This is a genomic window from Propionicimonas sp. (assembly GCF_034927565.1).
GTDB lineage: Bacteria > Actinomycetota > Actinomycetes > Propionibacteriales > Propionibacteriaceae > Propionicimonas.
Genome location: NZ_JAYFPT010000001.1, coordinates 18,328 through 43,860 on the forward strand (window position 1 = coordinate 18,328; position 25,533 = coordinate 43,860).

The window sequence follows — 25,533 nt, forward strand, 5'->3', positions numbered from 1 at the left end:
AACCGGTTGGTCCGTAACCGATGAGGAATACCTGTGAGCATCCTGGCGAGCGTCCCCCTGGCCCCCCGTGACCCGATCCTCGGCCTCACCGAACAGTTCAACGCCGACGACCGGCCCGGCAAGGTGAACCTGGGCGTGGGCGTCTACCAGGACGAGCATGGCAAGGTTCCGCTGCTGGACTGCGTACGGACCGCCGAGGCCCGCCTCGACCGGGCGCCTGTGGCCCGCAGCTATCTGCCGATCGACGGCCTCCCGGCCTACGACCGGCTGGTGCGCGAGCTCATCTTCGGCGCCGACTCGGCCGCGGTCGCTGCCGGACAGGTGACCACCGTCCAGACCCTGGGCGGTACCGGTGGGCTCAAGATCGGTGCCGAGTTCCTCAAGACCACCGGAGCCGGACGCCGGGTGCTGATTTCCACCCCGTCCTGGGAGAACCACCACGCGCTGTTCACCAAGGCCGGCTTCGAGGTCGGCAGCTACCGCTACTACGACCGCGACCTCGGTGGGGTCGACGTCGCCGGCATGCTGGCCGACCTGGCCGCTGCCACGCCGGGCACGATCGTGGTGCTGCACGGCTGCTGCCACAACCCGACCGGCTATGACCTCACGTCGTCCCAGTGGCAGCAGGTGGCGGCCGCGGTGGTCGAGCGCGGTCTGGTGCCGTTCGTCGACCTGGCCTACCAGGGCTTTTCCGAGGGCCTGGAGCCGGACGGCGCGGTACCGCGACAGTTCGCCGAACTCGGCGTTCCGGTGCTGGTCTCCACCTCCTTCAGCAAGAGCTTCAGCCTGTACGGCGAGCGGGTCGGCAGCCTCAGCGTGATCAGCGCGGACGACGAGGAGGCGGCGCGGGTGCTCTCCCAGCTCAAGGTCGCCGTCCGAACCACCTACTCCAACCCGCCCACCCACGGTGCGGCCGTGGTGGCCGCCGTCCTGGCAGACCTGGAGCTGCGGGCCGGCTGGGAGGCCGAGCTGGCCGGGATGCGCGACCGGATCAAGGGCATGCGTCGCGCGCTGCTGGCTGGCCTGGCAGCTGCCGGCGTCGACGGCTGGGGTTTCCTCACCGAACAGGTCGGGATGTTCAGCTACACCGGGCTGTCGGCCGAACAGATGCGCGTGCTGCGTGACGAGCACGCCGTCTACGGCACCGACGCCGGGCGAATCTGCGTGGCGGCGCTCAACGACAGTAACGTCGAGGCGGTGGCCCGGGCGATCGCAGCGGTGGTGTGAGGAGTCGCCGGTTCGACTCGACTGGGCAAACCACGTACAATCTCCGTCTTGGTGACCTGCACCGTTTCCGCCATGCCTTCGCAGGCGTCGGGTACGGTCGGATCTCCACCCCAAGGGCAATAGCTCAATTGGCAGAGCAGCGGTCTCCAAAACCGCAGGTTGGGGGTTCAAGTCCCTCTTGCCCTGCTGGATCGGTGCGACCGGCACCGGCCCCGCAACCCGACTGCGACCCGAAGGATGGCCCTCAGTGGCAGATGAACAGGACAAGGCGAATGCCGATGTCCCAGGTGGGCCTGTCACCGAGCCGGTGGAGCTTGAGGATCTGCCCCTGAGCGAGGCCGAACAGGTGGCGATCGCCGCAGCGGGCGCCCGTCCGGCGCGCAAGGCCGCCGTTGTCGAGGCCAAGGGCCACGCCACCCGCAAGCGGTCGGACGCCACCGCCCGCGACGACCGCAAGAAACGCACCACGCCCGCACAGTTCGTGCGCGAGGCGATCGAGGAACTGAAGAAGGTCGTCTGGCCGTCGCTGACCCAGTGGCAGCAGTACTTCGTGGTGGTGCTCGTGTTCGTCCTGTTCATGATCGCGATCGTGACCGGCCTCGACCTGCTGTTCGGTTGGGTGCTGTTGAGGATATTCGGCTGAGTCGGCGAGAAGTAGGAGCGACGTGACAGAAACCCCAGGTACCGAGCCGTACGAGCCGTCCGACGATTTCGAGATCGATCTGGGCCAGCTTGAGTCCAGCGCGGACGAGGTCGAACTCAACCTCGACTTCGGCAGCGACCTCGATGAGGCGTCAGCCGAGGACGACATTCTCCTGCCCGGGCTGGAGGAGGACGAGGCCTCCGAGGCCCAGACCGGCGACGAGTTGGACGCCGACGAGGAGGCAGTGCTCGCCGAGTTGCACGAGACCCTGCGCGGCCAGGTTGGCGACTGGTACGTGATCCACACCTATTCGGGGATGGAGAACCGGGTCAAGCAGAACCTCGACAACCGGGTGAAGACCCTCGGTATGGAGGACTACATCTACGAGGCGGTGGTTCCCACCGAGGACGTGGTCGAGACCCGCAACGGCACCAAGAAGACCGTCACCCGCACCGTGCTCCCGGGCTACGTGCTGGTGCGGATGGAGCTCACCGACGCGTCCTGGGCCGCCGTCCGCCACACTCCGAGCGTGACCGGCTTCGTGGCCCACGCCAATGCGCCGGTGCCGCTCAGCCTCGACGAGGTCGAGAAGATGCTCGCTCCCGCCGCCCTGGCAAAGGCCGCCGCAGCGACCGCCGGGGCCAAGCCGAGGAGCAAGAAGGTCGAGATCGCCGACTTCAACGTCGGTGACTCGGTCATGGTGGTCTCCGGGCCCTTCGCCGGGGTTCATGCGACCATCACCGAGATCAATGCGAACAGCCAGCGGCTCAAGGCGCTGGTCGAGATCCTCGGCCGGGAGACCCCGGTCGATCTCACCTTCAGCCAGATCTCCAAGGTCTAGCCGAAGCGGTTTCGCATGGCGGCCGGCCAGCCAGGCCGGTCACAGGAAAGAACCATCACACAAAGGACCCATCCATGCCTCCCAAGAAGAAGGTAGCGGCGATCGTCAAGGTCGCCCTCAACGCGGGTGCAGCAACTCCCGCCCCGCCGGTCGGTACCGCCCTCGGTCCGCACGGCGTGAACATCATGGAGTTCGTCAAGCGCTACAACGCCGAGACCGAGGCGATGCGCGGCAACGTCATCCCCGTGGAGATCACGATCTACGAGGACCGCACGTTCACGTTCATCACCAAGACTCCGCCGGCAGCCGAGTTGATCAAGAAGGCCGCCGGCCTGACCAGCGGCTCCGCCCGTCCGCACAAGGACAAGGTGGGCAAGCTCACCGCCGATCAGGTGCGCGAGATCGCCAACACCAAGATGCCTGACCTGAACGCCAACGACATCGAGGCCGCGATGAAGATCGTCGCCGGCACTGCTCGTTCGATGGGCGTTACCGTCGAGGGCTGACCCCTCGGCACCACCCCGTGGGAGGGGCGGTCCCCGCGCCTGGCGAGGGGAACTCTCCGCACCACACCTGGCACCCGGCCCATACGAGGGCCGCACCAACAAAGGAAAGACCAGACATGAAGCGAAGCAAGGCCTACCGGGCAGCCGCCGCCGAGATCAGCGACGCCCAGCTCTACACCCCGGAGGAGGCTCTCGCCCTGGCGAAGAAGGGCGCCTCCCACAAGTTCGACGAGACCATTGAGGTAGCGATGCGCCTCGGTGTCGATCCCCGCAAGGCGGACCAGATGGTTCGTGGCACGGTCAACCTTCCCAACGGCACTGGCAAGACGGCACGGGTCCTCGTCTTCGCCACCGGTGAGAAGGCTGCCGATGCCCTGGCGGCCGGGGCCGACGAGGTCGGTGCCGACGAGCTGATCGACAAGATCGCCGGCGGCTACCTCGACTTTGACGCCGTGGTGGCCACCCCCGACCTGATGGGCAAGGTCGGTCGTCTGGGCCGGGTGCTCGGCCCGCGTGGCCTGATGCCGAACCCCAAGACCGGCACCGTGACGATGGATGTGACCAAGGCCGTCACCGATATCAAGGGCGGCAAGATCGAGTTCCGGGTCGACCGGCACGCGAACCTGCACTTCATCGTGGGCAAGGCATCCTTCTCCGAGAAGCAGCTGGCCGAGAACTTCTTCGCCGCTTTCGACGAGGTGATGCGTCTCAAGCCGAGCGCCGCCAAGGGCCGCTATGTGAAGAAGGTCACTGTCGCCTCGACCATGGGCCCCGGCGTCCCGGTCGATCCGACCCGCACCAAGCCGTCGGCGGAGTGAGCTGACGCCAGTATCGCGGTCATCAGCGCAGCGGTCGCCAGCACCGCGGTGACTCACCAGCATGGCAGGGGCCCCGTCCCACCGGACGGGGCCCCTGCCATGTTTCTGCACCTCCCCGATCACGTAAGACCTCCCCGATCGCGCAAGCTGTGATTGGGGTTCCGTCTTCGGGGGTGTGGTCACAGCTTCGCGATGGGTGGTGAGTCGGCATTGTCATGTTCGCGCAAGCTGTGATCGGGGTTCCGTCTTCGGGGGTGTGGTCACAGTTTGGCGATGGGTGGTGAGCCGGCACTGTGGTGCTTGCACAAGCTGTGAGTGGCATTCCGTCCTTGGCCGTGGCGTCACAGGCTGGGTGATCCTCGGAGGGCGAGGGCGAGGGCGATCGGCGGCCGATCGCCGATCGATTTGGCCGGGGGAGTGGGCGTCCCGTAAACTCGTGCCTGCCGAAGACCGCTGGTTCGGTTCTGCGTGAGCAGGGCCGGTAAACCCCGCGCAGGTGAAACGTGAATCCGCTCGTTCGAGTAGTTCCCCGTGTCGCCCTGCGCGTCCGGGGTTTTTCTTTGCCCGCGGATCCTCGGCTGACACAAGAAGAAGTGGGAAGGAGACCCATGGCGAGGCCGGACAAGGCAGCAGCCGTTGCAGAGTTGAAGGATGCCTTCGACAGCTCTGCGGCGGCAGTGTTGACCGAGTACCGCGGTCTCACCGTCAAGGACCTCAAGGCTCTGCGCCGGTCCCTCGGTGAGGACGCCACCTATGCCGTTGCGAAGAACACCCTGACCACGATCGCTGCCCGCGAAGCGGGCATCGAGGGCCTCGATGACCAGCTCACCGGGCCCACGGCGATCGCCTTCATCCACGGTGACGTAGCCACCGTGGCGAAGGGGCTGCGTGATTTCGCGAAGGCCAATCCGCTTCTGGTCATCAAGGGCGGCGTCATGGATGGGCGCGTGCTCAATGCCGATTCGGTCAAGAAGCTGGCCGATCTGGAGTCTCGCGAGGTTCTGCTCGCGAAACTCGCTGGTGCGATGAAGGGCAATCTGGCCAAGGCTGTCGGCCTCTTCGCCGCACCTTTGTCCCAGACGGCCCGCGCCGTTGCCGCGCTGGCAGACCAACGCAGCTCGAGCGGAGAGTGAAGTTCGCTTCATTCTCCCGAGAGCAAGGCAGGTCGTGTGCGACAGCGAACAGACCAACGCAGCTCGAGCGGAGAGTGAAGCTCGCTTCATTCTCCCGAGAGCAAGGCAGGTTCTGTGCGACAGCAACCAGACCAGAAGCAGTCGAACGAGTAAGAAAACGAAAGGACGCCCAACATGGCGAAGCTCAGCACTGACGAGCTCCTTGAGGCCTTCAAGGAGATGACCCTGATCGAGCTCTCTGAGTTCGTGAAGCTGTTCGAGGACACCTTCGGCGTGACCGCCGCTGCTCCGGTGGCCGTGGCCGCCGCTCCGGCAGCCAGCGGTGGCGACTCCGGTGCCGCCGAGGAGGCCGAGGAGTCCTCCGAGGTCGACGTCATCCTCGAATCCGCAGGTGACAAGAAGATCCAGGTCATCAAGGAGGTGCGTGCGCTCACCAACCTCGGCCTGAAGGAGGCCAAGGATCTGGTTGAGGCCGCCCCGAAGCCGGTCCTGGAGAAGGTGGCCCGCGACGCGGCCGCCAAGGCCAAGGAGTCCCTCGAGGCTGCCGGTGCCGTCGTCTCCATCAAGTGAGCGATACGCACAGCTGACAAGCACAGCGGGGGCGGTTGCGTTCAGGAACCGCCCCCGCTGTGCGTTCCGCGATCATCAAACCGGCACCAGAACGGAGCTGTCCTGAGCCCGGGGAGCTGAAAGCTGATGGCGCAGATCGGCGGCGGTCCTGCGGTGGACCGCCGCCGATCTGCGCCAAGGGGGTGGGTAGTTGGCTTGTGTGGCTTGCCGACTGAGCTTGGGGGGTGCCCAGCGACTGCGCGGAAGTTACTCAGCGAGCCAGCGGCCAGTTGCCCTGGCCACCGCCATTGACGACGACGGTGGTGGAGCCCTTCACCAAGGAAGCGGCCTGAGCGTCAACGACGCCGATGCTGACGGCCAACGCGGCGGCGGTGATGGTGGTGGCAACGATCTTGCGGATGGTGGTCATGTTGTAATCCCTGACTCTCGTGGATGGTGTCGAACGAACTCCTCGTTGACGAAGGTAGGGGAAACTTGACTGGCTTGTCAAGATTTGACAGAGTTTCCACCACGAGCGAGCAGAGGAGACGCTGTGGCGATCCAGACGACTGGCGTCGAGTTCGGTCGGCTACTCCGTGAGAGCCGCCGCAGCCAGAAGATGTCCCAGGCGGAACTGGGAGGTGATCGGTATTCCGGCAGTTACATCTCGCATCTGGAGAGTGGCCGGCGGACACCGACCCCGGAAGTGGTGGAGTTCCTGGCTCGCCGTCTCGGTGTGTCCCCCCTGGAGTGGGGGATCCGCGAACACTTCGACAAGGCCGCGACGATGCGTGCCGAGCGAACCGTGCACCCCGGCGCCGTGGAGGACCTGCTGGTCGCCGAGCGTGCCTGGTACGACCGCGACTGGTCCTCGGCGGAGGCGCACGGCCAGCGGGCCGCCGTCCGCGCGAAGGCCGCCGGTGACGCGATCCGCTACTGGGAGGCCATGTACGTGGTCGCCCAGGCAAGGTTCGCGAACGCACAATTCGCCGACGCGGCCCGGATCGCCGAGGAGATCTCCGAATGGGAAGCGGCCACCACCTACGCCGTGGCGCGGGCGCAGTCGCTGAGCCTGGCGTCGATCGCCAACCGGGCGGGAAGCCGGGTCGGCTGGGCGATCGCACTGGGGGCGCGGGCCGTGGAAGCGGCTGGCGATGCACCGCCGATCATCCTTACCGAAGCTCTGATGTCCCTTGTCAGCGCCCTTTCAGAGGCAGGGCATGGGGCCGATGAGACCGGGCCCTACCTGCAACGGCTGGTCGATCTCATGCCGCAACTGTCAGCCAACCACTCCCGCGGGATGGTCGCCTGGACGATCGGCACCGCGGCCTACAACAATGGCGATCCGGTGGAGGGTGCGGCGCGTTACGACCAGGCCCGGGAGCTGCTGAACCCGCAACGCGATCTCCGGCTGTGGCTGCGGTTCCACCGCAGCGACGCCAACTGCCGGCTCGACCTCGGCTCGACTGACGGTGTGGCCGAACTGCTCCGGATCAGCTCGACCGGGCTGGAGATCATCGGCAACCCGTTCGACGTCGTCGAACTGCGGCAGGCGCGCGCGCGGCTGGCCCTGCTGGAGCACAACCCCAGCGAGGCGGCGTCAATCATCGAGGGGATCCTGAGCGACCCGGTGCTGGGCAATGCCGAGTACAACCACGGGATGTCGGAGTGGATTCTCGGCGCGGCGACACAGGAACTGGGCCGGCGCGAGGAGTCCTGGCAGCACTACCGCGCGGCAGGTGAGTTGTTCGAGGCCGACGGCCGGCTCAAGCAGGCGCTGGAGGCCTACCGTCATGTCAGCGAACTTTGTTGTCCAGAACTTGACTCCAGGAGTTGACACGACAGTCAAACCATGATGTGATTAACACATCGGCGCCCCCCCACAATGCGTCGGATGAGTACACCTCAACGATCGGTGCTTGCGTCAGGCCACCCCTCCCGTGCCTGACAGCAAGCACCGATCACCGTTTTGGGGACAAGCCTGTCGGCAGCAGGCCGTGGCTTGGCAGCAGGTGGGGATCGGCTCTACGCTTCGTCGGACGGGTGCCCAGGCCAGGGCCGTCCGCTCACTGACGAGCGGGCTGTTGCGTGTGTCGCGGTTGGGCTGTAGGCTATTGCTTTGCCCATTGCCATCGACGACCCGTGACTTTGACGCGGGCCGTTCTGCGTGCAACGAACCGGCAACGCGCCGGGTTTCTGGAAGGACTCCACCTTGGCCGTCTCGCGCACTGCGTCGAAGAACACCAATGTCGTCTCCCCTAGCGGTCGGATCTCCTTCGCAAAGGTCCATGAGCCGCTCGAGGTTCCCAATCTGCTGGATCTCCAGATCGAATCCTTCGACTGGCTCGTCGGCAACGAAACCTGGCGCGAGCGGGTAGCCGCGGCCCAGGCCGAGGGTCGTACCGACATCAACACCAAGTCCGGCCTGGAGGAGATCTTCGAGGAGATCTCGCCGATCGAGGATCTGTCGCAGACGATGTCGCTGTCGTTCCGCGACAACCGGTTCGAGGATCCCAAGCATTCGGTGGAGGAGTGCAAGGACCGCGATGTCACCTATGCGGCCCCGCTGTTCGTCACCGCTGAGTTCATGAACAACGACACCGGCGAGATCAAGAGCCAGACGGTGTTCATGGGCGACTTCCCGCTGATGACGGACAAGGGCACCTTCATCATCAACGGCACCGAGCGCGTGGTGGTGAGCCAGCTGGTTCGCTCCCCGGGCGTCTACTTCGAGCAGACCGCTGACAAGACCTCCGACAAGGACATCTTCACCTGCAAGATCATTCCGAGCCGCGGCGCGTGGCTGGAGTTCGAGATCGACAAGCGCGACATGGTCGGCGTCCGGCTCGACCGCAAGCGCAAGCAGAACGTCACCGTGCTGCTGAAGGCACTGGGCTGGACGAACGAGCAGATCCTGGAGGAGTTCGGCGAGTTCGAGTCGATGCGGTTGACCCTGGAGAAGGATCACACCACCAACACCGATGACGCGCTGCTGGACATCTACCGCAAGCTGCGTCCGGGCGAGCCGCCGACGCGTGAGGCCGCCCAGCAGATGCTGGAGAACTACTACTTCAACCCCAAGCGCTACGACCTGGCGAAGGTCGGCCGGTACAAGATCAACAAGAAGCTGGGCACCGGTCTGCCGTTCGACACCCAGGTGCTGACCCTGGACGACATCGTTGCCGCGATTCGCTACGTGGTCGCGCTGCACGAGGGCCGCGAGACCATCGGCGACCTGGTGGTCGAGACCGACGACATCGACCACTTCGGCAATCGCCGGCTGCGCACCGTCGGTGAGCTGATCCAGAACCAGCTGCGGATCGGCCTGGGCCGGCTGGAGCGCACCGTCCGCGACCGGATGACCACCCCGGACATTGAGGCGATCACTCCGCAGACCCTGATCAACATCCGTCCGGTGTCGGCGGCGCTGAAGGAGTTCTTCGGAACCTCACAGTTGAGCCAGTTCATGGACCAGACCAACCCGGTCGCCGGCCTGACCCACAAGCGGCGGCTGTCCGCGCTCGGCCCGGGCGGTCTGTCCCGGGACCGCGCTGGCATGGAGGTCCGCGACGTTCACCCGTCCCACTACGGCCGGATGTGCCCGATCGAGACCCCGGAAGGCCCGAACATCGGCCTGATCGGCTCGCTGGCCTCGTTCGCCCGGGTGAATGCCTTCGGCTTCATCGAGACGCCCTACCGCAAGGTGGAGGACGGCCACGTCACCGAGCAGATCGACTACCTGACCGCCGACGAGGAGGATCGCTACGTCATTGCCCAGGCCAACGCCAAGGTGGGTGCGGACGGACGCTTCCTGGAGGACCGCATCCTGGTCCGGGTCAAGCACGGCGACGCCGACGAGGTGCCGGCCGCCGACGTGCAGTACATGGACGTCTCACCGCGTCAGATGGTGTCGGTGGCAACCGCGCTGATCCCGTTCCTGGAGCACGACGACGCGTCGCGGGCCCTGATGGGCGCCAACATGCAGCGCCAGGCGGTGCCGCTGATCCGCAACGAGTCCCCGTTCGTCGGTACCGGCATGGAGTACCGCGGTGCGGTGGACGCCGGCGACGTGACGGTCGCCTCGAAGCCCGGCGTGGTCACCTCGGTGAGCGCCGACCTGATCGAGATCGCCAACGACGACGGCACCTACACCACCCACCGGCTGGCGAAGTTCACCCGCTCCAACCAGGCCACCTGCATCAACCAGCGTCCGCTGGTCGCGCCGGGCGACCGGGTCGAGGTGCGCACCCCGCTGGCCGACGGCGCCTGCACCGACGGCGGCGAGATGGCACTGGGCCGCAACCTGCTGGTGGCGTTCATGCCGTGGGAGGGCCACAACTACGAGGACGCGATCATCCTCAGCCAGCGCCTGGTGCAGGACGACGTGCTCACCTCGATTCACATCGAGGAACACGAGATCGACGCCCGCGACACCAAGCTGGGTGCCGAGGAGATCACCCGCGACATCCCGAACATCGGCGAGGACATGCTCGCCGACCTGGACGAGCGGGGCATCATCCGGATCGGTGCGGAGGTACGTGACGGCGACATCCTGGTCGGCAAGGTCACCCCGAAGGGCGAGACAGAGCTCACCCCGGAGGAGCGGCTGCTGCGCGCCATCTTCGGCGAGAAGGCCCGCGAGGTCCGCGACACCTCGATGAAGGTGCCGCACGGCGAGACCGGCACGGTGATCGGCGTCCGGGTGTTCGACCGCGAGGAGGGCGACGAGCTGCCGCCGGGCGTCAACCAGCTGGTGCGGGTCTACGTCGCCCAGAAGCGCAAGATCTCCGACGGTGACAAGCTCGCCGGCCGGCACGGCAACAAGGGCGTCATCTCCAAGATCCTGCCGGTCGAGGACATGCCGTTCATGGAGGACGGCACCCCGGTCGACATCGTGCTGAACCCGCTGGGCGTCCCGTCCCGGATGAACGTCGGCCAGGTGCTGGAGACTCACCTCGGGTGGGTGGCCAAGACCGGCTGGGACATCGCGGACGTGGACGAGCCGTGGGCGAACCGGCTCAAGGAGGTCGGCCTGGCCCAGGTGCCGGGCGACTCCCGGCTGGCCACGCCGGTCTTCGACGGCGCCAACGAGCAGGAGATTGCCGGGCTGCTGGAGCACGGCCTGCCGCAGCGCGACGGCATGAAGCTGGTCGACGCCGGCGGCAAGGCCAAGCTCTTCGACGGCCGCTCCGGCGAGCCGTACCCGGAGCGGGTCGGTGTCGGCTACATCTACATGCTGAAGCTGCACCACCTGGTGGACGACAAGATCCACGCCCGCTCGACCGGCCCGTACTCGATGATCACCCAGCAGCCGCTGGGCGGCAAGGCGCAGTTCGGTGGCCAGCGGTTCGGCGAGATGGAGGTGTGGGCACTGGAGGCCTACGGCGCCGCCTGGGCGCTGCAGGAGCTGCTCACCATCAAGTCCGACGACGTCCCCGGCCGTGTGAAGGTCTACGAGGCGATCGTCAAGGGCGAGAACATCCCCGAGCCCGGCATCCCGGAGTCCTTCAAGGTGCTGGTCAAGGAGATGAAGTCCCTGTGCCTGAACGTCGAGGTCCTGTCCTCCGACGGCACGGTGGTCGAACTGCGGGACTCCGAAGACGACTTCCGCTCCGCCGAGGAGTTCGGGATCGACCTGTCCCGGCGCCCCGGTGCGGATTCGTACCAGTCCATCGACGAAGTCTGAGCAGAACCCTCTCAGGAAGAAAGGGCACACAAACGTGCTGGATGTGAACTTCTACGACGAGCTGCGCATCGGGCTGGCCACGGCCGACCAGATCCGCGAGTGGTCGCACGGCGAGGTGAAGAAGCCGGAGACGATCAACTACCGGACCCTGAAGCCCGAGCGGGACGGCCTGTTCTGCGAGAAGATCTTCGGTCCGACCAGGGACTGGGAGTGCTACTGCGGCAAATACAAGCGGGTGCGCTTCAAGGGCATCATCTGTGAGCGCTGCGGCGTCGAGGTGACCCGCTCCAACGTCCGCCGCGAGCGGATGGGCCACATCGAGCTGGCGGCTCCGGTGACCCACATCTGGTACTTCAAGGGCGTGCCGAGCCGGCTGGGCTACCTGCTGGACATCGCTCCGAAGGACCTGGAGAAGGTCATCTACTTCGCTGCCTACATGATCACCGCGGTGGACGAGGAGGCTCGTCACCGCGACCTGTCCTCGCTGGAGGCCAAGGTCGAGGTGGAGCGCAAGCAGATGGAATCCCGGCGCGACGCCGAGATCGAGACCCGGATGCGCAAGCTCGAGGAGGACCTCAAGCAGCTGGAGGACGAGGGCGCCAAGGCGGACATCAAGAAGCGGGTGCGCGATTCCGGCGAGCGTGAGGTCAAGCAGGTGCGCGACCGCGCACAGCGCGAGCTCGACCGCCTCGATGCCGTCTGGCAGCGGTTCAAGACCCTCAAGGTGCAGGATCTGGAAGGCGACGAGATCCTCTACCGCGAGATGAAGAACCGCTTCGGCAAGTACTTCGAGGGCTACATGGGTGCCGAGGCGATCAAGAAGCGCCTGGCCACCTTCGATCTGGCCGCCGAGTCCGAGGACCTGCGCACCATCATCCAGACCGGCAAGGGGCAGCGGAAGACCCGTGCCCTGAAGCGGCTCAAGGTGGTGTCGGCCTTCCTGAACACCACCAACAGCCCGCTGGGCATGGTGCTGGATGCCGTCCCGGTGATCCCGCCGGACCTGCGTCCGATGGTGCAGCTGGACGGTGGCCGGTTCGCGACCAGCGACCTCAACGACCTGTACCGCCGGGTGATCAACCGGAACAACCGCCTCAAGCGACTGCTCGACCTGGGCGCGCCCGAGATCATCGTGAACAACGAGAAGCGGATGCTGCAGGAGGCCGTCGACTCGCTGTTCGACAACGGCCGCCGCGGCCGTCCTGTCACCGGGCCGGGCAACCGTCCGCTGAAGTCGATCTCCGACATGCTCAAGGGCAAGCAGGGCCGGTTCCGCCAGAACCTGCTGGGCAAGCGCGTCGACTACTCCGGCCGTTCGGTCATCGTGGTCGGCCCGCAGCTGAAGCTGCACCAGTGCGGCCTGCCGAAGAACATGGCCCTGGAGCTGTTCAAGCCGTTCGTGATGAAGCGGCTGGACGACCTGAACCTGGCGCAGAACATCAAGAGCGCCAAGCGGATGGTCGAGCGGCAGCGTCCGGTGGTGTGGGACGTCCTGGAAGAGGTCATCAGCGAGCACCCGGTGCTGCTGAACCGTGCTCCCACCCTGCACCGGCTGGGCATCCAGGCCTTCGAGCCGCAGCTGATCGAAGGTAAGGCGATCCAGCTCCACCCGCTGGTCTGCACCGCCTTCAATGCCGACTTCGACGGCGACCAGATGGCCGTCCACCTGCCGTTGAGCGCGGAGGCGCAGGCTGAGGCCCGGATCCTGATGCTGTCGACGAACAACATCCTCAAGCCCGCCGACGGCCGTCCAGTGACCCTGCCCACCCAGGACATGGTGATCGGGCACTACTTCCTGACCCTGCAGACCGACGGGTTGCCGGGTGAGGGACGTGCCTTCTCGTCCACTGCGGAGGCGATCATGGCCTTCGACCGTGGCGAACTGGGCATCGGCGCGCGCTGCCGAATCCGCTTCACCGACGTTGTTCCGCCGACCGGTATGGAGCCGCGTCCGGACGGCAGCATCGTGCTGGAGACCACGCTGGGTCGCGCGCTGTTCAACGAGGCGCTGCCCGAGGACTACGCGTTCGTCAACGAGGAGGTCGGCAAGAAGAAGCTCGGCCAGATCGTCAACGACCTCGCCGAGCGCTACCCGAAGGTGCAGGTCGGTACGACGCTGGACAAGCTGAAGGATCTCGGCTTCAAGTGGGCGACCCGGTCGGGCGTCACGGTGTCGATCTCCGATGTCCAGACCCCGCCGAACAAGCCGGAGATCCTGGCCGGCTATGAGGCCAGGGCAGCGAAGATCACCAAGCAGTACGAACGTGGCAAGGTGACCGAGGAAGAGCGGCACCAGGAACTCGTCCAGCTGTGGACCGACGCCACCGCCGAGTTGACCGCTGCGATGGAGGCCAACTTCACCAAGAACAACCCGATCTTCATGATGGTGCACTCCGGCGCGCGAGGGAACATGACCCAGATGCGCCAGATCGCCGCCATGCGAGGTCTGGTGGCCAACCCGAAGGGCGAGATCATCGCCCGGCCGATCAAGTCCAACTTCCGTGAGGGCCTGTCCGTGCTGGAGTACTTCATCTCCACCCACGGCGGCCGGAAGGGCCAGGCCGACACCGCGCTGCGGACCGCCGACTCCGGCTACCTCACCCGGCGGTTGGTGGACGTCTCCCAGGACGTGATCATCCGCGAGGAGGACTGTGGCACCGAGCGTGGCCTGATCAAGGTGATCGCGGCCGAGGGCAAGAACGGCAAGCTGGTTCCGGCTCGCAACATCGAGACCGCGGTGTATGCCCGTACCCTGGCCTCCGACGTGGTGACCGCCGACGGCAAGGTGCTGGTCAAGGCCGGGGTCGACCTGGGCGACGTCAACATCAAGAAGCTGCTGAAGAACGGCATCACCGAGGTCCGGGTTCGTTCGGTTCTCACCTGTGAGGCCGCCACCGGCACCTGCGCGATGTGCTACGGCCGGTCGCTGGCCAGCGGCAAGCTGGTCGACGTCGGCGAGGCGGTCGGCATCGTCGCGGCGCAGTCCATCGGCGAGCCCGGCACCCAGTTGACGATGCGTACCTTCCACACCGGTGGTGTGGCCGGTGACGACATCACCCAGGGCCTGCCGCGTGTGGTCGAGCTCTTCGAGGCCCGCCAGCCCAAGGGCAAGGCCCCGATCGCCGAGGCCGCTGGCCGGGTGTCGATCGTGGACGGGGAGCGCAGCCGCAAGCTGGTCATCGTCCGCGACGACGGCGAGCCCGACCTGGAGTACCCGCTGCCTCGGCGGGTCCGGCTGGAGTGGGAGGACGCTACCGGCGTTCGTCACTCGATCGGCGACGGCGACCACGTCGCCGCCGGCCAGCAGCTCTACGCCGGAACGCCCGATCCTCAGGACGTGCTGCGGGTCTCCGGCCTGCGCAAGGTCCAGGAGCACCTGGTCGAGGAGGTGCAGGCCGTGTACCGGACGCAGGGCGCTCCGATCCACGACAAGCACATCGAGATCATCATTCGGCAGATGCTCCGCCGGATCACCGTGATCGAGTCGGGTGACACCTCGATGCTGCCGGGCGAGTTGATCGACCGGAACAGCTTCGAGGCCGAGAACCGGCGGATGGTGACCGAGGGTCTCACCCCGGCCCAGGGCCGTCCGGTGCTGATGGGCATCACCAAGGCCAGTCTCGCCACCGAGTCCTGGCTGTCGGCGGCCTCCTTCCAGGAGACCACCAAGGTGCTCACCGACGCAGCGATCCATGCCAAGTCCGACTCGCTGGTCGGTCTGAAGGAGAACGTCATCCTGGGCAAGCTGATCCCGGCCGGTACCGGCCTGGACCGGTACCGCAACATCCGGGTGGAGCCGACCGCCGAAGCCCGGGCGGCCGCCTACGACCTCTCCTACGATCCCTACGACTACGACCTGAACGTCGGCGGCGGGATCCTCCCGCTGGACGAGTTCGACACCGGCGAACTGCGCTGAAGCCCGAACTGGCGGCCCCCTGCCGGGGTGCCGCCGGTTCGGCGTCGCCGCACCTCGTCGTCCTGTTTCATCGAGCGCTTCCCTTACCGTCGAGCGCTCGTGCCTAGGGCCTGGCGCTCGACGTGAAGGCAGGCGCTCGATGGTGGGGAGCGCATGGTTTTGCTCCAAGCGGGGGACAGCGACTAAGCTATTCCACTGGGTCTGGGAGACCAGGCTCTTGTGCGCGGGTATCGCCGGGTCTCACGACCGCGATCCCACCGCCGCCACCACACGACTTGCGTTCACCCGAACGTGCCAACCCGAATAACGGAAAGAGATACCAGCCGGTGCCCACTATCCAGCAGTTGGTCCGCAAGGGCCGTGCTGACAAGGTCAGCAAGTCCAAGACGCCCGCGCTCAAGGGCTCGCCCCAGCGTCGCGGGGTGTGCACCCGGGTTTACACCACGACCCCGAAGAAGCCGAACTCCGCGCGGCGCAAGGTTGCCCGCGTCCGGCTCTCCTCCCAGGTCGAGGTCACTGCCTACATCCCCGGTGTCGGCCACAACCTGCAGGAGCACTCGATGGTGCTGGTGCGCGGCGGTCGTGTGAAGGATCTGCCCGGCGTGCGCTACAAGATCATCCGCGGCTCGCTCGACACCCAGGGTGTGAAGAACCGCAAGCAGGCACGCAGCCGCTACGGCGCGAAGAAGGAGAAGTAATGCCTCGCAAGGGTCCCGCCCCGAAGCGCCCGGTTGTCGTCGACCCGGTCTACGGTTCCCCGCTGGTGTCGCAGCTGGTCAGCAAGATCCTGCTGGACGGCAAGAAGACCGTCGCCCAGAGCATCGTCTACGACGCGCTGGAGGGCACTCGCGCCAAGACCGGTGTGGATCCCGTTGCGACCCTGAAGAAGGCGCTGGACAACATCCGTCCGGCGCTGGAGGTGAAGAGCCGCCGGGTCGGTGGCGCCACCTACCAGGTGCCGGTCGAGGTCAAGCCCGGCCGCGCCAACACCCTGGCCCTGCGCTGGTTGGTGTCGTTCTCCCGGCAGCGCCGCGAGAAGACCATGACCGAGCGGCTGATGAACGAGCTGCTGGACGCGTCCAACGGCCTGGGCGCTTCGGTGAAGCGTCGCGAGGACACCCACAAGATGGCCGAGGCGAACCGCGCCTTCGCCCACTACCGCTGGTGAGTCCCCAGGACAACTGAGTTCCTGTTCAGGGCACGGTGTTGGCACCGTGCCCTGAACCCTGACAACAGACTTATGCATTCGACAGACGGAAGGTTGACCCCTCGTGGCCATTGACATCAGGACGGATCTGGCCAAGGTTCGCAATATCGGCATCATGGCCCACATCGACGCGGGCAAGACCACCACCACCGAGCGCATCCTGTTCTACACCGGCATCAACTACAAGATCGGTGAGGTGCACGACGGCGCCGCCACGATGGACTGGATGGAGCAGGAGCAGGAGCGCGGCATCACCATCACGTCCGCCGCGACCACTTGTTTCTGGAAAGACCACCAGATCAACATCATCGACACCCCGGGCCACGTCGACTTCACCGTCGAGGTGGAGCGTTCGCTGCGCGTCCTGGACGGTGCGGTGGCGGTCTTCGACGGCGTCGCCGGCGTGGAGCCGCAGAGCCAGACGGTGTGGCGTCAGGCCACCAAGTACGGTGTGCCGCGAATCTGCTATGTCAACAAGCTCGACCGCACCGGTGCCTCCTTCGACTACTGCGTGAAGACGATCAAGGAGCGGCTGAACGCCACCACAGCGGTGCTGCAGCTGCCGATCGGCGCCGAAGCCAACTTCACCGGCGTCGTCGACCTGGTCGGCATGCGCGCCCTGATGTGGCACGGCGAGACCAAGATCGGCGAGGACTACACCGTCGAGGAGATCCCGGCCGATCTGGTCGCCGCCGCGGCCGCCGCGCGCGAGGAGCTGATCCACGTCCTGGCCGACTACGACGACGAGTTCGCCGAGGCCTGGCTGGAAGCCGAGGAAACCGGTGAGGAACTGACCTCAGCCCAGCTCAAGGCCGCGATCCGGCGCACCGTGATCGCGAACAAGCTGACAGCGGTGGTCTGCGGCACCTCGTTCAAGAACAAGGGCGTGCAGCCGATGCTGGACGCGGTGATCGACTACCTGCCGTCGCCGACCGACGTGCCGGCCATCGAGGGCTTCCGCCCGGGTCACCCCGAGGAGGTCGTCGAACGGCATCCGTCCACCGACGACCCGCTGGCGATCCTGGCCTTCAAGATCGCGGCCGACCCGCACCTGGGCAAACTGACCTACATCCGGATCTACTCCGGCGTGCTCAAGTCCGGCCAGCAGGTGATCAACTCGACCAAGGGCCGCAAAGAGCGGATCGGCAAGATCTATCAGATGCACGCCAACAAGCGTGAGGAGATCGAGGAGATCGGCGCCGGCATGATCGTGGCGGTGATGGGGCTGAAGGACACCAGCACCGGCGACACCTTGTGCGACTCGGCCAACCAGGTCGTGCTGGAGTCGATGGACTTCCCGGCACCGGTGATCGAGCAGGCCATCGAGCCGAAGACCAAGTCCGACCAGGAGAAGCTCTCGGTCGCCATTCAGCGGCTGGCGGAGGAGGACCCGACCTTCCAGGTGCACACCGACGAGGAGACCGGGCAGACCATCATCGCCGGTATGGGCGAACTGCACCTGGAGATCCTGATCGACCGGATGAAGCGCGAGTTCCGGGTCGAGGCCAACATCGGCAAGCCGCAGGTGGCCTACCGCGAGACGCTGCGCCGTCCGGTGGAGAAGGTCGAGTACACCCACAAGAAGCAGTCGGGTGGTTCGGGCCAGTACGGCCGGGTGATCATCGCGCTGGAGCCGCTGGAGCCGGGCTCGGGCTACGAGTTCGTCAACGCGGTCACCGGCGGCCGGATCCCCAAGGAGTACATCCCGGCCGTCGATCAGGGCATCCAGGAGGCCATGGCCTTCGGTCCGCTGGCCGGCTACCCGGTGGAGGACATCAAGGTGACCCTGCTGGACGGCGCCTACCACGACGTCGACTCCTCGGAACTGGCCTTCAAGATCGCCGGTTCGATGGTCTTCAAAGAGGCTGCCCGCAAGGCGGACCCGGCCCTGCTGGAGCCGCTGATGGCGGTCGAGGTCACCACGCCGGAGGAGTATCTGGGCACCGTGATCGGCGACATCAACAGCCGCCGCGGTCAGGTGCAGGGGATGGGCGAGGCACACGGCAACCAGGTCGTGCGCGCGCTGGTGCCGTTGAGTGAGATGTTCGGCTACGTCGGTGACCTGCGTTCCAAGACCTCCGGGCAGGCGTCCTACTCGATGGAATTCCACTCCTACGGTGAATGCCCCAAGTCGGTCGCGGACGAGATCATCGCCAAGGGACGCGGCGGCGTCTAGACACGCCGGTTTGACTCACGGGTCGGCGTAGAGAAAACTTGGTCAGGTCCGCCCTGGAGCGGATCGTGACCATGCAGTCAGAAAACCAACAACGCCCCGCGGAAAGCGCGTGGCGACATCCGAAAAGGAGCCCAAGTGGCAAAGGCCAAGTTCGAGCGGACCAAGCCGCACTGTAACATCGGCACCATCGGGCACATCGACCACGGCAAGACCACTCTGACCGCGGCGATTACGAAGGTGCTCCACGACAAGTACCCCGAGCTGAACGCCGTCTCGGCCTTCGATCAGATCGACAAGGCCCCCGAAGAGCGCCAGCGCGGTATCACCATCTCGATCGCGCACGTCGAGTACCAGACCGAGAAGCGCCACTACGCGCACGTCGACTGCCCCGGTCACGCCGACTACGTGAAGAACATGATCACCGGTGCTGCCCAGATGGACGGTGCGATCCTGGTCGTGGCCGCCACCGACGGCCCGATGCCGCAGACCCGCGAGCACGTGCTGCTCGCCCGTCAGGTCGGCGTCCCGGCGATCGTGGTTGCGCTGAACAAGTGCGACATGGTCGACGACGAGGAACTCATCGAGTTGGTCGAGATGGAGGTCCGCGAACTGCTCAGCTCCCAGGAGTTCGACGGTGACAACTGCCCGGTTGTCCGGGTGGCCGCCTTCCCGGCCATGAACGGCGACGAGAAGTGGTCGGAGTCGATCCTCGAGCTGATGAACGCTGTGGACGACTACATTCCGCAGCCGGAGCGCGAGACCGACAAGCCGTTCCTGATGCCGATCGAGGACGTGTTCACCATCACCGGTCGCGGCACCGTGGTGACCGGTCGGATCGAGCGCGGCATCGTCAAGACCGGCGAGGTCGTCGACATCATCGGCATCCGTGACGCCAAGCAGTCCACCACCATCACCGGTGTGGAGATGTTCCGCAAGATCCTCGACGAGGGTCGCGCGGGTGAGAACGTCGGCCTGCTGCTGCGCGGCACCAAGAAGGACGATGTCGAGCGCGGCATGGTCGTGATCAAGCCGGGTTCGACCACCCCGCACACCGACTTCGAGTCCAACGTCTACGTGCTGACCAAGGAGGAGGGTGGCCGTCACAAGCCGTTCTTCTCCAACTACAGCCCGCAGTTCTACTTCCGTACCACCGACGTGACCGGTGTGGTGCAGTTGCCGGAGGGCACCGACATGGTGATGCCCGGCGACAACACCGACATGACCGTTCACCTGAACAAGCCCATCGCCATGGAGGACGGCCTCAAGTTCGCCATCCGCGAGGGCGGCCGCACCGTGGGTGCGGGTCGTGTGACCAAGATCCTGAAGTGATCTAGTCCGCAAGCCAGCAGGACGCCGGTTCCACTCAGGTGGGGCCGGCGTCCTGCTGTTCTACGCAGGGTTGCCAAGACCGGCGGCCGGCGGCGGCCTTGCGCGGCGGGTCGCGGGCTCTGACGCTGGTGGGATGAAGGAGGAGCAGTGACGATCCACACCACCCATCCGTTCGCCGACCCCGACTGGGCCAGGGGAGCGGTCCGCCGGTTCCGGGGGCGGCTGGCACACGGGGTGACCCTGTGGGCGTCCGGCACCGGGCGGGACCGGGCGGGGTTGACCGTGTCGTCCTTGATGGTTGCCGGCGGTGAACCCGGACGGGTGCTCGCCCTGCTCGACCCGCTGTCTGACCTGGCCGGCCAGTTGCAGCAGACCGGGACGGCGGCGGTCACGCTGCTGCGCCACGACGAGCACTATCTGGCTCAGGTCTTCGCCGGGCTGGCCCCGGCGCCCGGCGGACGGTTCACCCAGACGGGATTCGCCGATACCGACTGGGGGCCGGTCCTGGCCGGTGAGCGCACCTGGGCGGGGCTGCGGCTGGAGACGGCTGTCGAGGTGGGCTGGTCGACGCTGGCCACCTGCGTGCTGGAGCACCTGGAGCTGGCCGACGAGACCGATCCACTGATCCACCTACGCGGCAGGTACCCGCGCCTGGCGTGAGCCGGGGGCGGGAACCGTCCTCACCCGAGCAAGCTCCCCTGCACAAACCGGGCAGCAGAGGCCACTCGCGTGGATTATCCACGCGACCCTCCGGAATCACCCGGTTTGCGCACCTGCGGGCTCAGTCGGCCACGGCCGCCAGTTCGAGTTCGCCGCGGGTGGGCGGGTTGGCGCCCGCCCGGGATACGGTGATCGCCGAGCAGACGACGGCGCGCTCCACTGCGGAGCTCACCTCGTCCCAGCCGGCGGTGGCGAGCCGGGCGCGAGCCGCAGTGCCGCCCAGCAGGCCGGCATCGAGCAGGCCCGAGATCAGCCCTGACATGAACGAGTCGCCCGCCCCGACGGTGTCGACCACGGCCACTGACCGGGTCGGGATCCGGTGGACCTCGTCGCCGAACAGCACGACCACCTCGCTGCCGCCCTGGGTGGCTGCGACCAGGCGGGGCCCGCGGGCGGTCCAGCCGCGCAGCACCTCCTCGACCGGGACACCGGGGTAGAGCCAGTGCAGGTCCTCGTCCGAGGCTTTCACCACGTCGGCCAGTGCCACCAGCGACTCGACCACGGCCCGGGCGCCAGCGGCCGAGCCCATCAGGCTCGGGCGGGCGTTGGGGTCATAGGAGATGGTGGCATGCGGTCGTGCGGCTTCGACGATCGCGTGGACGTCGGCACCGCCGGGGGGTAGCACCGCCGCTATCGAGCCGGTGTGCAGATGGCCGCCGTCGGCGACCGGCAGGGCGGGGTCCACCTGCCAGTCCAGGTCAAAGGTGTAGCTGGCGGCGCCGGTCTCGTCCAGCCTGGCAGCGGCGGTCGAGGTGCGGACGGCGGTGGTGCTGCCCGGGGCCAGCGTCACCTCTTCGGTGGCCAGCAGGGCAGCGATCCGGTCGCCGCGCTGGTCGCGCCCCAGATGGGTGGCCAGCTCGACCTGGTGGCCCAGCCGCGCCAGCCCGATCGCGACGTTGGCGGGGCTGCCGCCGACGTACTCGGCGACCTGGCCGTCAAGCGGGATGACGATGTCGATCAGGGCTTCGCCCACGACGGTGACCGGTGCGTCCATGGGCGGCATCCTAGACCCCGGCGGCGGGGGGTTCGGCCGAGTCGTCGATCCTCCGGGCGAGATCGTCGGCGTCCACCGGACCCTCCACCAGGGCGCGGCTGCCGTAGGTCTCGAAGGCGGCGATCACCGGCAGCATCGACAGGTGCTCGACGAAGACCACGGCGATGACCGCCCCCACCTCCACCTCGGCGAGCAGGCCGATGATGTCGGTGTCGGAGAGCAGGCCGGTGGCGCAGCCGTCGAAGCCCGGCAGGGTGACGCCGAGCGCCTCGGGAAGGTCGGCGGCGTCTAGCACCTCGGCCTCGTCCTCACCGACCCGGTGCAGGAACTCCAGGTCGAGCAGCCGCAGCAGGCCGGCGTCGACCGCGGCGTGCAGGTGGTGCCAGGGCTCGGGCGACATGGCGGTGGGAAGTTCGAGAGCGATGATCTCGACCGGACCGAGGTGCTCGATGGGCATGGGGCCAGCATAGGATTCCCGACCGACTGCAATAGGCTGGTTCGGCCATGACTGATGACCTGATTCCCGCGCGGCTGCGCGTCGCCCCGTCCCCGACCGGTGATCCCCATGTTGGGACGGCCTACATGTCGCTGTTCAACCTCGCCTACGCCCGCAAGACCGGCGGGTCCTTCGTGCTGCGGATCGAGGACACCGACCGTGCCCGCTACGTGGCCGACTCCGAGGAGCAGATCTTCTCCACCCTGCGCTGGCTGGGCCTGGGCTGGGACGAGGGCCCTGACATCGGCGGCCCGTACGCCCCGTACCGGCAGTCCGAGCGGTTGGACACCTACCGCCCGTTCGTTGACAAGCTGATCGCCGACGGGCACGCCTACTACTGCTGGTGCTCCACCGAGCGACTGGCCCAGATGCGCGCCGCGCAGGCTGCCAGCAAGCAGGCCGTGACCGGCTACGACCGGCTGTGCTACGGCAAGACCCGCGAGCAGCGCGCCGAACTGCCGGGCTTCAGCCCCACCCCGGTGGTCCGGATGCTCATCCCGCAGGACGCCCCCACCGGTTTCGAGGATCTGATCCGTGGCGAGGTGAGCACCCCCCGTCCGGACGACCAGGTGATCCTCAAGGCGGACGGCTTCCCGACCTACCACCTGGCGGTGGTGGTGGACGACCACCTGATGGGCATCACCCATGTGGTCCGCGGCGAGGAGTGGATCTCGTCCACCCCCAAGCACCTGCTGCTGTACCGCTGGCTGGGGCTCACCCCACCAGCGTTCGCGCACATGCCGCTGCTGCGCAACCGTGACAAGTCGAAGATCTCCAAGCGGAAGAACCCGGCCGCCCGGCTGATGTGGTTCCGGGAGCAGGGCTACCTGCCCGAAGCGCTGCGCAACTTCCTGCAGCTGCTCGGCTACCCGCCCAGCGACGACGCCTCCGAGGTGGCCAGTTTCGAGGAGTTCGTCGAGCATTTCGCCTGGCAGAAGGTGGCCACCGTCGGACCGATTTTCGACCTGGACAAGCTGAACTGGCTGAACGGCCACTACATCCGTGCTCTCGACCCGGCCGACCTGGGGGAGCGCATCGTCGAGCACCTGGTCTGGACCGGGCAGTGGGAGCCGGAACCGGACCCGGCCCGGGTCGACCGGCTGCTGCGGGCCGTGCCGCTGATCCAGGAACGGCTGGTGACCCTCGACGAGGCGCTGGGCAAGCTGCAATTTCTGTTCACCCCCGACGACGAGCTGGCGATCGCCGAGGATTCCCGCGCCGGTGTCGAGGGCGACGCCCAGGCCGTCCTGGTCGCGGCCGTCGAGGCGCTGGAGGGGCTGGAGGCGTTCGACCACGAGTCGCTTCAGCAGCTGCTGCGCGCCCGGTTGGTGGACGGCCTCGGCCTGAAGCCGAAGTTTGCCTTCGCCCCCGTCCGGGTGGCGATCACGGGCTCGCGGGTGTCGCCGCCGCTGTTCGAGTCGATGGAGCTGCTGGGCCGGGAATCCTGCCTGGTCCGGTTGCGGGCTGCGCTGGCCTGAGCCCGTCGTGCCGCCACGGTGTGCGTCGGGGTCCGAGGACGGGGTCACAGTCACAGCGTGCGGGTGGGTGGCGGCCGTGCGGCCGGGCCTCGCCGGAATGGTAACTTTTCGGGCATGACCTGGCTCGAGACCTCTTCCGCCGGCGACTTCATCGCCGACGCCGTTGTTGCCGACAACGCCGAGGGGACGTACGCGGGCCGGGTGCAGACCAGGTTTCCACCCGAGCCCAACGGCTACCTGCACATCGGCCACGCCAAGGCGATCACCGCGGACTTCGGCATCGCCGAACGGTTCGGAGGGGTGTGCAATGTCCGCTTCGACGACACCAACCCCGACACCGAGGAGGCCGAGTACGCCGAATCGATCCTGGCCGACATCGAATGGCTGGGATTCCACCCGGCCGCGGTGCTGCACGCCTCCGACTATTTCGGGGCGCTCTACGCCTGGGCCGAGTCGCTGGTGACCCGTGGCCTGGCGTATGTGGACGACCAGGACCAGGAGACGATCTCCGCCCAGCGGGGCGGCTTCGGCAAGCCGGGCATCAACAGCCCCTACCGCAACCGCACTCCCGAGGAGAACCTCGACCTGCTGCGGCGGATGAAGGCCGGCGAGTTCCCTGACGGGTCGCGCGTGCTGCGCGCGAAGGTCGACATGCAGGCCGAGAACATGCAGTTGCGTGACCCGATCATGTACCGGATTCGCCGTGGTCACCACTTCCGCACCGGCGACGAGTGGTGCATCTACCCGACCTACGACTGGGCGCACGGGCAGTCCGATGCCCTGGAGGGCGTCACGCACTCGATGTGCACCCTGGAGTTCGTCGCGCACCGTCCGCTCTACGACTGGTTCCTGGAGCAGCTCGATCTGCCCTTCGAGAAGCCGCGGCAGCTGGAGTTCGCCCGCTTGGAGCTCACCCACACGATCACCTCCAAGCGGAAGCTGATGCAACTGGTCAACGACGGCGTGGTGGACGGCTGGGACGACCCCCGCATGCCCACCCTGCGGGGGCTGCGCCGACGCGGCTACCCCGCATCCGCGATCCGCGCCTTCTGCGCCCACATCGGCGTCAACAAGACCAACTCCCGGCACAGCATCGAAGAGTTGGAGGCGTTCGTCCGGACCGAGTTGAACCGGGTGGCGCAGCGTCGGATGGCGGTGCTGCGCCCGCTGAAGCTCGTCATCGACAACTGGCCGGCCGACGAGACCGGCGCCCCGGTGGTCGAGTGGTTCGAGGTGGGCAACAACCCCGAGAACCCGGCAGAGGGCACCCGCAGCGTGGCCTTCAGCGGCACCCTCTACATCGAGCAGGAGGACTTCGCCGAGGTGCCGCCGCCGAAGTTCTTCCGGCTCTCGCCCGGTCGCGAGGTGCGGCTGCGGGGCGCCTACCTGGTCACCGCCACCGCTGTGGTCAAGGACGCCGACGGCGCCGTCGTCGAGGTGCACGCCAGCTACGATCCGGAAACCAGGGGAGGGGACGCCCCCGACGGCCGCAAGGTCAAGTCGACCATGCACTGGGTCTCGGCCGGCCATGCGACCGACGCCACCGTGGCACTCTACGACCGGCTGTTCACCGCCGAGGTTCCCGGAGACGCCACCGGTGACCCGCTGGACGACCTCAACCCGGCCTCGGTCGACCTGCTCACCGGCTGCAAGGTCGAGGCCGGGTTGGCCCGAACCGCCCCCGGCGAGGTGGTGCAGTTCGAACGCCTCGGCTACTTCGCTGCCGACCCCCGCACCCCGCTGCTCTTCCACCGCACCGTCGGCCTGCGCGACGAATGGGCCGCCATTCAGAAGCGGCAACGCTAGCCGAGGAG

The 25,533-nt window shown here is 67.0% G+C and carries 19 protein-coding genes, 1 tRNA gene and 1 pseudogene; 18 read left to right on the forward strand and 3 right to left on the reverse strand.

Annotated features, from left to right (window positions below; translation table 11 throughout):
- Positions 1–33: 33 nt before the first annotated feature.
- The 8 genes and pseudogenes from VB080_RS00105 (at position 34) to rplL (ending at position 5,738) form a co-directional block, all read left to right on the forward strand.
- Positions 34–1,227, forward strand: a complete 1,194-nt coding sequence (locus tag VB080_RS00105) for an amino acid aminotransferase (RefSeq protein WP_323416374.1) — start codon at positions 34–36, stop codon at positions 1,225–1,227.
- 113 nt (positions 1,228–1,340) lie between these two features.
- A tRNA-Trp gene (locus VB080_RS00110) sits at positions 1,341–1,413 on the forward strand.
- 61 nt (positions 1,414–1,474) lie between these two features.
- A complete protein-coding gene (gene secE / locus VB080_RS00115; protein WP_323416375.1) occupies positions 1,475–1,870 on the forward strand; it encodes a preprotein translocase subunit SecE in 396 nt (131 codons plus the stop codon).
- Positions 1,871–1,892: 22 nt separating this feature from the next.
- Entirely contained in the window at positions 1,893–2,711 is an 819-nt protein-coding gene (gene nusG, locus VB080_RS00120) for a transcription termination/antitermination protein NusG (RefSeq protein WP_323416376.1), read from the forward strand.
- A 74-nt stretch (positions 2,712–2,785) separates the two neighbouring features.
- Positions 2,786–3,217, forward strand: a complete 432-nt coding sequence (rplK, locus tag VB080_RS00125; protein WP_323416377.1) for a 50S ribosomal protein L11 — start codon at positions 2,786–2,788, stop codon at positions 3,215–3,217.
- Positions 3,218–3,333: 116 nt separating this feature from the next.
- Positions 3,334–4,035 carry a 50S ribosomal protein L1 gene (rplA, locus tag VB080_RS00130; protein WP_323416378.1) on the forward strand — a complete coding sequence of 234 codons (702 nt, stop codon included), beginning with the start codon at positions 3,334–3,336 and terminating at the stop codon, positions 4,033–4,035.
- Between the two features lie 608 nt (positions 4,036–4,643).
- Positions 4,644–5,156 (forward strand): annotated as a pseudogene (gene rplJ, locus VB080_RS00135) (50S ribosomal protein L10); the annotation flags it as partial.
- A 186-nt stretch (positions 5,157–5,342) separates the two neighbouring features.
- Positions 5,343–5,738, forward strand: coding sequence for a 50S ribosomal protein L7/L12 (gene rplL, locus VB080_RS00140; RefSeq protein ID WP_323416380.1), 396 nt, complete (start codon positions 5,343–5,345; stop codon positions 5,736–5,738).
- A 250-nt stretch (positions 5,739–5,988) separates the two neighbouring features.
- On the opposite strand, the gene VB080_RS00145 is transcribed toward rplL, so the two are convergent.
- The gene (locus VB080_RS00145; RefSeq protein WP_323416381.1) at positions 5,989–6,147 is read right to left on the reverse strand and encodes a hypothetical protein; all 159 of its coding nucleotides are present in this window, start codon (positions 6,145–6,147) and stop codon (positions 5,989–5,991) included.
- 123 nt (positions 6,148–6,270) lie between these two features.
- Here VB080_RS00145 and VB080_RS00150 point away from each other — a divergent pair, with 123 nt between their 5' ends.
- The 8 genes from VB080_RS00150 to VB080_RS00185 all read left to right on the forward strand — a co-directional run bounded on the left by VB080_RS00150 (position 6,271) and on the right by VB080_RS00185 (position 20,691).
- A complete protein-coding gene (locus VB080_RS00150; protein ID WP_323416382.1) occupies positions 6,271–7,554 on the forward strand; it encodes a helix-turn-helix transcriptional regulator in 1,284 nt (427 codons plus the stop codon).
- A gap of 375 nt (positions 7,555–7,929) precedes the next feature.
- Positions 7,930–11,403, forward strand: coding sequence for a DNA-directed RNA polymerase subunit beta (gene rpoB, locus VB080_RS00155; protein WP_323416383.1), 3,474 nt, complete (start codon positions 7,930–7,932; stop codon positions 11,401–11,403).
- Between the two features lie 34 nt (positions 11,404–11,437).
- Positions 11,438–15,319 carry a DNA-directed RNA polymerase subunit beta' gene (locus tag VB080_RS00160; protein WP_323416384.1) on the forward strand — a complete coding sequence of 1,294 codons (3,882 nt, stop codon included), beginning with the start codon at positions 11,438–11,440 and terminating at the stop codon, positions 15,317–15,319.
- A gap of 326 nt (positions 15,320–15,645) precedes the next feature.
- Positions 15,646–16,017 (forward strand): 30S ribosomal protein S12, encoded by a 372-nt coding sequence (gene rpsL / locus VB080_RS00165; protein WP_323416385.1) that lies wholly within the window; start codon positions 15,646–15,648, stop codon positions 16,015–16,017.
- Entirely contained in the window at positions 16,017–16,487 is a 471-nt protein-coding gene (gene rpsG, locus VB080_RS00170) for a 30S ribosomal protein S7 (protein ID WP_323416386.1), read from the forward strand. Before rpsL ends, rpsG begins: the two co-directional genes overlap by 1 nt.
- A gap of 103 nt (positions 16,488–16,590) precedes the next feature.
- A complete protein-coding gene (gene fusA, locus VB080_RS00175; RefSeq protein WP_323416387.1) occupies positions 16,591–18,702 on the forward strand; it encodes an elongation factor G in 2,112 nt (703 codons plus the stop codon).
- Positions 18,703–18,837: 135 nt separating this feature from the next.
- Entirely contained in the window at positions 18,838–20,031 is a 1,194-nt protein-coding gene (tuf, locus tag VB080_RS00180) for an elongation factor Tu (protein ID WP_323416388.1), read from the forward strand.
- 147 nt (positions 20,032–20,178) lie between these two features.
- On the forward strand, positions 20,179–20,691 hold the full coding sequence (locus VB080_RS00185) for a flavin reductase family protein (RefSeq protein ID WP_323416389.1): 513 nt from the start codon (positions 20,179–20,181) through the stop codon (positions 20,689–20,691).
- A gap of 121 nt (positions 20,692–20,812) precedes the next feature.
- On the opposite strand, the gene VB080_RS00190 is transcribed toward VB080_RS00185, so the two are convergent.
- On the reverse strand, positions 20,813–21,745 hold the full coding sequence (locus VB080_RS00190) for a carbohydrate kinase (protein ID WP_323416390.1): 933 nt from the start codon (positions 21,743–21,745) through the stop codon (positions 20,813–20,815).
- Between the two features lie 10 nt (positions 21,746–21,755).
- Positions 21,756–22,202, reverse strand: a complete 447-nt coding sequence (locus tag VB080_RS00195) for a DUF6325 family protein (protein WP_323416391.1) — start codon at positions 22,200–22,202, stop codon at positions 21,756–21,758.
- Between the two features lie 47 nt (positions 22,203–22,249).
- Between VB080_RS00195 and gltX the strand changes: the two genes are divergently transcribed.
- Together gltX and VB080_RS00205 are read left to right on the forward strand one after the other, a co-directional pair.
- Positions 22,250–23,719, forward strand: a complete 1,470-nt coding sequence (gene gltX / locus VB080_RS00200; protein WP_323416392.1) for a glutamate--tRNA ligase — start codon at positions 22,250–22,252, stop codon at positions 23,717–23,719.
- A gap of 114 nt (positions 23,720–23,833) precedes the next feature.
- Positions 23,834–25,525, forward strand: coding sequence for a glutamine--tRNA ligase/YqeY domain fusion protein (locus tag VB080_RS00205; RefSeq protein WP_323416393.1), 1,692 nt, complete (start codon positions 23,834–23,836; stop codon positions 25,523–25,525).
- Positions 25,526–25,533 lie beyond the last annotated feature (8 nt).

Bases quoted from the DNA above. Each gene is read 5' to 3' on its own strand.
- rplK (WP_323416377.1), top strand. From the start codon at position 2,786: ATGCCTCCCAAGAAGAAGGTAGCGGCGATCGTCAAGGTCGCCCTCAAC.
- rpsG (WP_323416386.1), top strand. From the start codon at position 16,017: ATGCCTCGCAAGGGTCCCGCCCCGAAGCGCCCGGTTGTCGTCGACCCG.
- VB080_RS00145 (WP_323416381.1), bottom strand. From the start codon at position 6,147: ATGACCACCATCCGCAAGATCGTTGCCACCACCATCACCGCCGCCGCG.
- VB080_RS00190 (WP_323416390.1), bottom strand. From the start codon at position 21,745: ATGGACGCACCGGTCACCGTCGTGGGCGAAGCCCTGATCGACATCGTC.
- rplL (WP_323416380.1), top strand. From the start codon at position 5,343: ATGGCGAAGCTCAGCACTGACGAGCTCCTTGAGGCCTTCAAGGAGATG.
- VB080_RS00195 (WP_323416391.1), bottom strand. From the start codon at position 22,202: ATGCCCATCGAGCACCTCGGTCCGGTCGAGATCATCGCTCTCGAACTT.
- rplA (WP_323416378.1), top strand. From the start codon at position 3,334: ATGAAGCGAAGCAAGGCCTACCGGGCAGCCGCCGCCGAGATCAGCGAC.
- VB080_RS00205 (WP_323416393.1), top strand. From the start codon at position 23,834: ATGACCTGGCTCGAGACCTCTTCCGCCGGCGACTTCATCGCCGACGCC.
- gltX (WP_323416392.1), top strand. From the start codon at position 22,250: ATGACTGATGACCTGATTCCCGCGCGGCTGCGCGTCGCCCCGTCCCCG.